The 6,277-nt window shown below is 65.2% G+C and carries 4 protein-coding genes; 3 read left to right on the top strand and 1 reads right to left on the bottom strand.

The genetic code is table 11. The annotated features are described in order from the left end of the window. The 3 genes from AB4Z11_RS19605 to AB4Z11_RS19595 form a co-directional block, all read left to right on the top strand. A partial coding sequence (locus AB4Z11_RS19605) for an ATP-binding protein (RefSeq protein WP_442027060.1) occupies positions 1-2,177 on the top strand: 2,177 nt, incomplete at its 5' end. Beyond that, the gene (locus tag AB4Z11_RS19600; RefSeq protein WP_442027059.1) at positions 2,174-3,169 is read left to right on the top strand and encodes an HD domain-containing phosphohydrolase; all 996 of its coding nucleotides are present in this window, start codon (positions 2,174-2,176) and stop codon (positions 3,167-3,169) included. The genes AB4Z11_RS19605 and AB4Z11_RS19600, both read left to right, overlap by 4 nt. Positions 3,170-3,291: 122 nt before the next feature. Beyond that, positions 3,292-5,676, top strand: coding sequence for a putative bifunctional diguanylate cyclase/phosphodiesterase (locus tag AB4Z11_RS19595; protein WP_442027058.1), 2,385 nt, complete (start codon positions 3,292-3,294; stop codon positions 5,674-5,676). Here the strand turns inward: AB4Z11_RS19595 and AB4Z11_RS19590 are convergent. After that, positions 5,666-6,277, bottom strand: a 612-nt coding sequence (locus AB4Z11_RS19590; RefSeq protein ID WP_442027056.1) for a heterodisulfide reductase-related iron-sulfur binding cluster, incomplete at its 5' end; no start/stop codon positions are given. The genes AB4Z11_RS19595 and AB4Z11_RS19590 overlap by 11 nt on opposite strands.

Below are 6,277 nucleotides of genomic sequence, written 5' to 3'. Positions count from 1 at the left end.
CTCTGATCGGCAATATCCCCGGCATCTCCTACCGCAGCCTGATGCTGCCGGGCTGGCCGATGGTGTATGTCAGCGATGCAATCGAGCCGCTGACGGGCTACCCTGCTGCCGACTTCACGGGCACCCCGCCGCTGCGCGTGTTCGGCGACCTGATTCATCCGGATGACCATGCCCAGGTGGCCGAAGGGCTGCGCCGTGCCATCGAACAGAAAACCTCCTTCACCCTGGAGTACCGGCTGTGCCACCACGACGGCAGYATCCGCTGGATGTGGGAGAACGGCAGCGCGGTGACGGATGAACGGGGCAAGGTCCTGTGCCTGGACGGTGTAATTCTCGACATCAGCGGCCGCCGCCGCATGGAAGAGGATCTGCGCCAGGCCAAGGAGAAGGCCGAGCAGGCCGCCGCCGCGCGCGCGGCCTTCCTGGCCAATATGAGCCACGAAATCCGCACGCCGATGAATTCCATCCTCGGCTTTACCGACGTGCTATTGCAGGGCACCCTGACCGCCGTCCAGCGCCGCCATCTCGACACCGTGCGCAACGCGGGCCGCTCCCTGCTGCGTCTCCTGAATGAAGTGCTCGATACGGCCAAGCTGGATAAGGGCGCAGTGGAACTGGAGCTGCACGATTACAGCCTGCTGGCGCTGATCGACGAGCTGTCCTCCAGCATGGGCAGCAACGCCACCGCCAAAGGTCTTTCCCTGGCCGTGCACTACGATCCGGAAGTGCCGGGCACCCTGCATGGCGACGAGCTGCGCGTGCGACAGGTGCTGACCAACCTGCTGGGTAATGCCGTCAAGTTCACTTCGCGGGGCCGCGTCAGCCTGCGCGTCACGCGCGAACAGAATAAAGGCCGCGACGAAGTGCATATCGCCGTCAGCGATACCGGCATTGGCATTCCGGCGGACCGCATCAGCGCCATCTTCGATCCTTTCACGCAGGCCGATGCTTCGATGAGCCGGCGCTATGGTGGCACAGGCCTTGGAACCACCATCAGCAAGCAGCTGGTGGAGCTGATGGGTGGCCGCATCTGGGTCGAAAGCGTGGAAGGCGAAGGCAGCACCTTCCATGTCGTGCTGCCCCTGATGCTGGCACGCAGCGAAGCGCCGCGCCGTCCCGGCCAGCCGGTGCAGCTGCCGCCCTTGCGCATCCTGGCCGCCGATGATGTACCGCAAAACCTGGAAGTGCTGCTTCTGCTACTGTCCAAGCTCGGACACAGCGTAACGGGCGCCAGCGACGGTGCTGTGGCTTTACACTTGGCGTCCGAAGCCCAGTTCGACCTGGTGCTGATGGATGTGCAGATGCCCGGCATGGATGGACTGGAAGCCACGCGCCAGCTGCGCAAGGCGGAACAACAGACCGGCCGCCGCCGCACGCCTGTCATCGCCATGACGGCCAGCGTGCTGGATCGCGACCGGGAAGCGACAGCGGAGGCAGGGATGGACGGCTTTACCAGCAAGCCGGTCGACATCGTCGGCCTCACCGTAGAAATTGCGCGCGTGCTGGGCCACACGACCGATACGCGCCCGGACAGCGCCGCCGCGCACGCTCCGCCGCAAGCCCAGGTACTGAACGCCGTGCACGGCCTGCAACTGTGGACCGGCCATGAACAAGCCTATTTGCGTGCTCTGGGCGTGTTCGCCGCCGATAACGCCAATGCCGCTGGCGAACTGACTACGGCCGCCGCATCCGGCCGCCACGCCGCGGGCCGCATGCGCGCCCACCAGATCCGCGGCGCCGCCGCCAATCTGGGCATGGAACAACTGGCGCAGGTGCTGGCCAAGCTGGAAGATGCGCTGGCCAACGAAGACCGCACCGCGCTGCCCGCCCTGCTCGACCTGGCGTCGGACTGCCTGGCCGATGCACTGGCCGCCGCACGCAGGGCCGCGGACGGTGCGGATAATGCGGAGAGCACTGGCAGCGCGCCCGGCGTTTCCGCCGCGCCGGACAGTGACCTGCTGCGCCGCCTGGGCGTAAAGCTGAAGCGCTCCCTGGACAACGGCAGCTTCGACCAGCAAGCCATGACCGAATTGACCGAAGCGTTACGCGGTAATGCAGCGCCGTCCCGCCTGGCCGACCTGCAACGCGCGATTGACGATTTCGATTTCGCCGGCGCCCAGGGACAGCTGGAAACCCTGCTGGCCGACTATCTGCCAAGCGATGGAGGCGCATCATGAAAACGCTCAGGCGCCGCCAGCCCTGCGTGCTGGCAGTGGATGATGAAAGCACCAACCTGCACCTGCTGCGCACCATTCTGCAGGACCGCTACCACATGCTGTTTGCCAAGGATGGACCGCGCGCCATCGAGCTGGCACGCAAAGAGCGCCCGGACCTGATCCTGCTCGACGTGATGATGCCGGACATGACCGGCTATGAAGTGGCGCGCGAGCTGAAGGCCGATCCGTCCACCGCTGGCATCCCCATTATTTTCGTCACCGCGCTGACCGATCCCGGCGCCGAAGTGGATGGCTTCGAAGCGGGCGCCGTCGATTTCATCAGCAAGCCAATCATACCGGCTGTGGTGAAAGCGCGCGTGCAGCTGCACCTGTCGCTGGTGCGCATGGACGAACTGCGCGACACGCGGCTGCAGATCGTGCAGCGCCTCGGCCTGGCCGCCGAGTACAAGGACAACGAGACCGGCCTGCACGTGATCCGCATGAGCCACTATGCCAAGCTGCTGGGCGAAGCCTATGGGCTGGACGAGCACGAGGCCGACGACCTGTTCATCGCGGCTCCCATGCACGACATCGGCAAGATCGGCATCCCCGACCGCATCCTGCAAAAGCCGGCCAAGCTGGAACAGGACGAATGGGCCGTGATGCAGACCCACCCCACCATTGGCGCCAGCATCATCGGCGAACACGAAAGCGGCATGCTGAAGGTGGCGCACGAGGTGGCGCTGTGCCACCACGAAAAATGGGATGGCAGCGGCTACCCGCGCGGGCTGCAGGGAGAAGCCATTCCGATGGCCGGGCGCATCGTCGCCGTGGCCGATGTCTTCGATGCCCTGACTTCCGTGCGCCCCTACAAACCCGCCTGGCCGCTGGAAGAAGCCTGCGAATGGATGCGCGAGCAGCGCGGCCGTCACTTCCAGCCCGAACTGGTGGACCTCTTCCTCGAACGCCTGCCGCAGGTTATCGAAATCATGGAGCGCTGGGCTGAGCGCTGAAACCGGTTTCATTATTTCTACAAAGTATTAAGATTTGCAGTTATTATTTGTGATATTGTCAACGTGACTATCACTCCTGGTAATTCTCTGTGCTACGCAGACTGCTCACAACGTGGCTTCGGATGGGGACGTACGCGCGCCTCTTCATCCCTATTTTCCTGCTGATCGCGCTGGTGGTCGCGGTGCGCTATACGCTGATGGTCCACTCGGAATCGGCCAATGCGCGCAGCAGCTTTGAGCGCGACGCGCGCCAGACCGCTGCCGCTTTGGCGGCCTCGCTGGACCCACTGGCCGCGCGCGGCGACCAAGCCGGCGTGGCACGCCTGCTCGCGCAAGCACCGCACATGAATGAGGACCTGGCGCAAGTACGCTGGGAGGATGCCGGCGGCCGCGTCCTGGTCCAAGCCTCCTCTGCCCCCGACGCAGTGCGCGCAGCCTCGCCTGCATGGCTGGCTGGCCTGGCACATATTGAACGCCTGACGCTGCGGCGTGAGACAACCGCAGGCACGCTGGTGCTGTCCTTCCGCCCCGATCTGCCGCTGGCCCATGTGTGGCAATCGCTGCGCCAGCAAGCCACGCTGTCCGCCATCAATATCGCCCTGATCTACACCCTGCTTGGTCTGCTCATTTTCATCAACCACCGCATGCTGCGCCGCCTTGCCAATGCCACCAGCTCCTTCCAGGACGGCCAGCTGAACGTGCGCCTGCCGGTGCGCGGCAGCCTGGAAGCGCGGGCCATGGCCGTCACCTTCAACGATATGGCAGGCCGCGTGCAGGAACTGGTGAATAGCCTGCAGGGCGAGAAGGAACGCATTGCCGTGACGCTGAATTCGATCGGCGATGCGGTGGCTACCACCAGCCTCTCCGGGCGCATCGAAGCCATGAATCCGGCGGCGGAGCGGCTAACCGGCTTGTCCGAGGCCGAGGCACAGGGCCTGGAATTGCACACCGTATTCGACATGGCCAATCAATTCGGCCCACAGCTGCTGCAGCGCGCCGCATCCGCTGCCTGCCGCGGCGGCGAAGTGCGCAAGATGGGCGGCCAGCAGCTGCGCGACCGTAACGGACGCCAGCGCGATGTGGAATACACGGCGGCCCCAATCCGCGCTGAGGGCGCAGTACAAGGCGCGGTGCTGGTGTTCCGCGACGTCAGTGAAAACCTGCACCTGATGCAGCGCATCTCCTGGCAAAGCCAGCACGATATTCTCACCGGCCTGCCCAACCGCACCGCGCTGGCAGTGCGCTTCGAGCATGAGATGTCGGCAGCGCGCGACAGCGGTGCAGTAATGGCGGTGTGCCTGTTCGACCTGGACGATTTCAGCCGCATCAATGCAGCGGGCGGCCAGGCGCTGGGCGACGAGGTGCTGAAGCAGGCCGCCAGCCGCCTGCACGATTTCAGCGGCCAGCGCCACTATGTCGCGCGTCTCGGTGGCGACGAATTCGTCATGCTGCTGCCGCAATTGCCCGATCAGGCCGGTGCGGAGGAACGCCTGCGCGGCGTGCTGTCCGCGCTGCAGCGCAGTTATGTCTGCGGCGGCCAGACGGTGGATCTGTCGGCCTGCGTGGGCGTGGCTTTGTTCAGCGGCGGCGACATCAGCGCGGACGGTTTGCTGCGCCGCGCCGATCAGGCTTTGTATCAGGCCAAGCTGCAAGGCCGTGGCAAAGTCCACTTCTTTGATGCGCGCCAGGACGAACAGGTACGCACCCATCACAACCGCCGCGCCGAAGTGCGCGCGGCCTTGCACAAGGGTGAGCTGTGCCTGCATTACCAGCCCAAGGTGGACATGCGCGCCGGCCGCGTGATCGGCATGGAAGCGCTGCTGCGCTGGCGCCATGCGGAGCGCGGCATCATCGGCCCGCTGGAGTTCCTGCCCTTCGTCGAGCACACGGACCTGATCGCCGATATCGGCGAATGGGTGTTACGCGACGCGCTGCGCCAGCTGGCTGCCTGGCACGCGCAGGGCCATGTGTGGACGGTCAGCGTGAATATCGCGGCGCGCCATTTCCAGCGCGACGATTTCACCGAAAGGCTGCGGGCGATTCTGGACGAATGCCCGGATGCGCCGCCGCAGCTGCTGGAGCTGGAAGTGCTGGAGTCCTCTGCCCTGCACGATGTGGAACACGTGCGCGGCATCATGCGCGATTGCCAGGCGCTGGGCATCCGCTTTGCACTGGACGATTTCGGCACCGGCTATGCGTCCATGTCCTACCTGAAGCGCTTGCCCGCCGAGACGCTGAAGATCGACCAGAGCTTCGTGCGCAATATGCTGTCCGATCCGGATGATCTGCATCTGGTGCGGGCTGTGATCAGCCTGGCCCAGGCTTTCGGACGTCAGGCCATCGCCGAAGGCATCGAGACAGTCGAACACGGCGCGGCCCTGCTGCAACTGGGCTGCTCGCTGGCGCAGGGCTACGGCACCGCGCGTCCCATGCCGCCGGAAGCAGTCGGCGCCTGGGCCGCCGCTTACGTGGCGCCGGCCGAGTGGCGCCGCAGCGTTACGGTATAAGCGCGCGCTCTACCAGTTCAATCCAATGCTCGACCGGTGTGCCGGTSCCGGACTGCAGGTGGGTCAGACAGCCGATATTGGCGGACACAATGCGCTGCGCACCTGTGGCTTCCAGATTGGCTACTTTGCGGTCGCGCAGCTCGCGCGATAGTTCCGGCTGCAGCATCGAATAAGTCCCCGCGGAGCCGCAGCACAGGTGCGCGTCGGCGCACAGGCGCACGTCCACGCCGATCGCACGCAGCAGAGATTCAACCTTGCCGCGGATTTGCTGGCCGTGCTGCAGCGTGCACGGTGGATGCCAGGCGACCGGCTCGGACACCGTCCGCCGCGCATCGACGCGCTGCGCGATCTGCTCCGTGAACTCGGGCAGCACTTCGCTCAGGTCGCGCGTCAGCGCCGAAATGCGCGCTGCCTTGTCCGCATAGGCCGGATCGTGGGCCAGCAGATGGCCATATTGCTTGACCGTGACGCCGCAGCCGGAGGCAGTCATGAGAATCGCTTCGACAGGCGCCGCGCTGCCGCTCACGTACGGCCACCACGCATCGATATTGCGGCGCATATCATCCAGGCCGCCATCCTGGTCGTTCATATGGAAGCGCAA

It is taken from the genome of Pseudoduganella sp. RAF53_2 (genome assembly GCF_052113985.1).
GTDB lineage: Bacteria > Pseudomonadota > Gammaproteobacteria > Burkholderiales > Burkholderiaceae_D > Rugamonas.
This window is presented reverse-complemented; position numbering and strand designations above follow the sequence as displayed.

Bases quoted from the DNA above. Each gene is read 5' to 3' on its own strand.
- AB4Z11_RS19600 (WP_442027059.1), top strand. From the start codon at position 2,174: ATGAAAACGCTCAGGCGCCGCCAGCCCTGCGTGCTGGCAGTGGATGAT.
- AB4Z11_RS19595 (WP_442027058.1), top strand. From the start codon at position 3,292: ATGGGGACGTACGCGCGCCTCTTCATCCCTATTTTCCTGCTGATCGCG.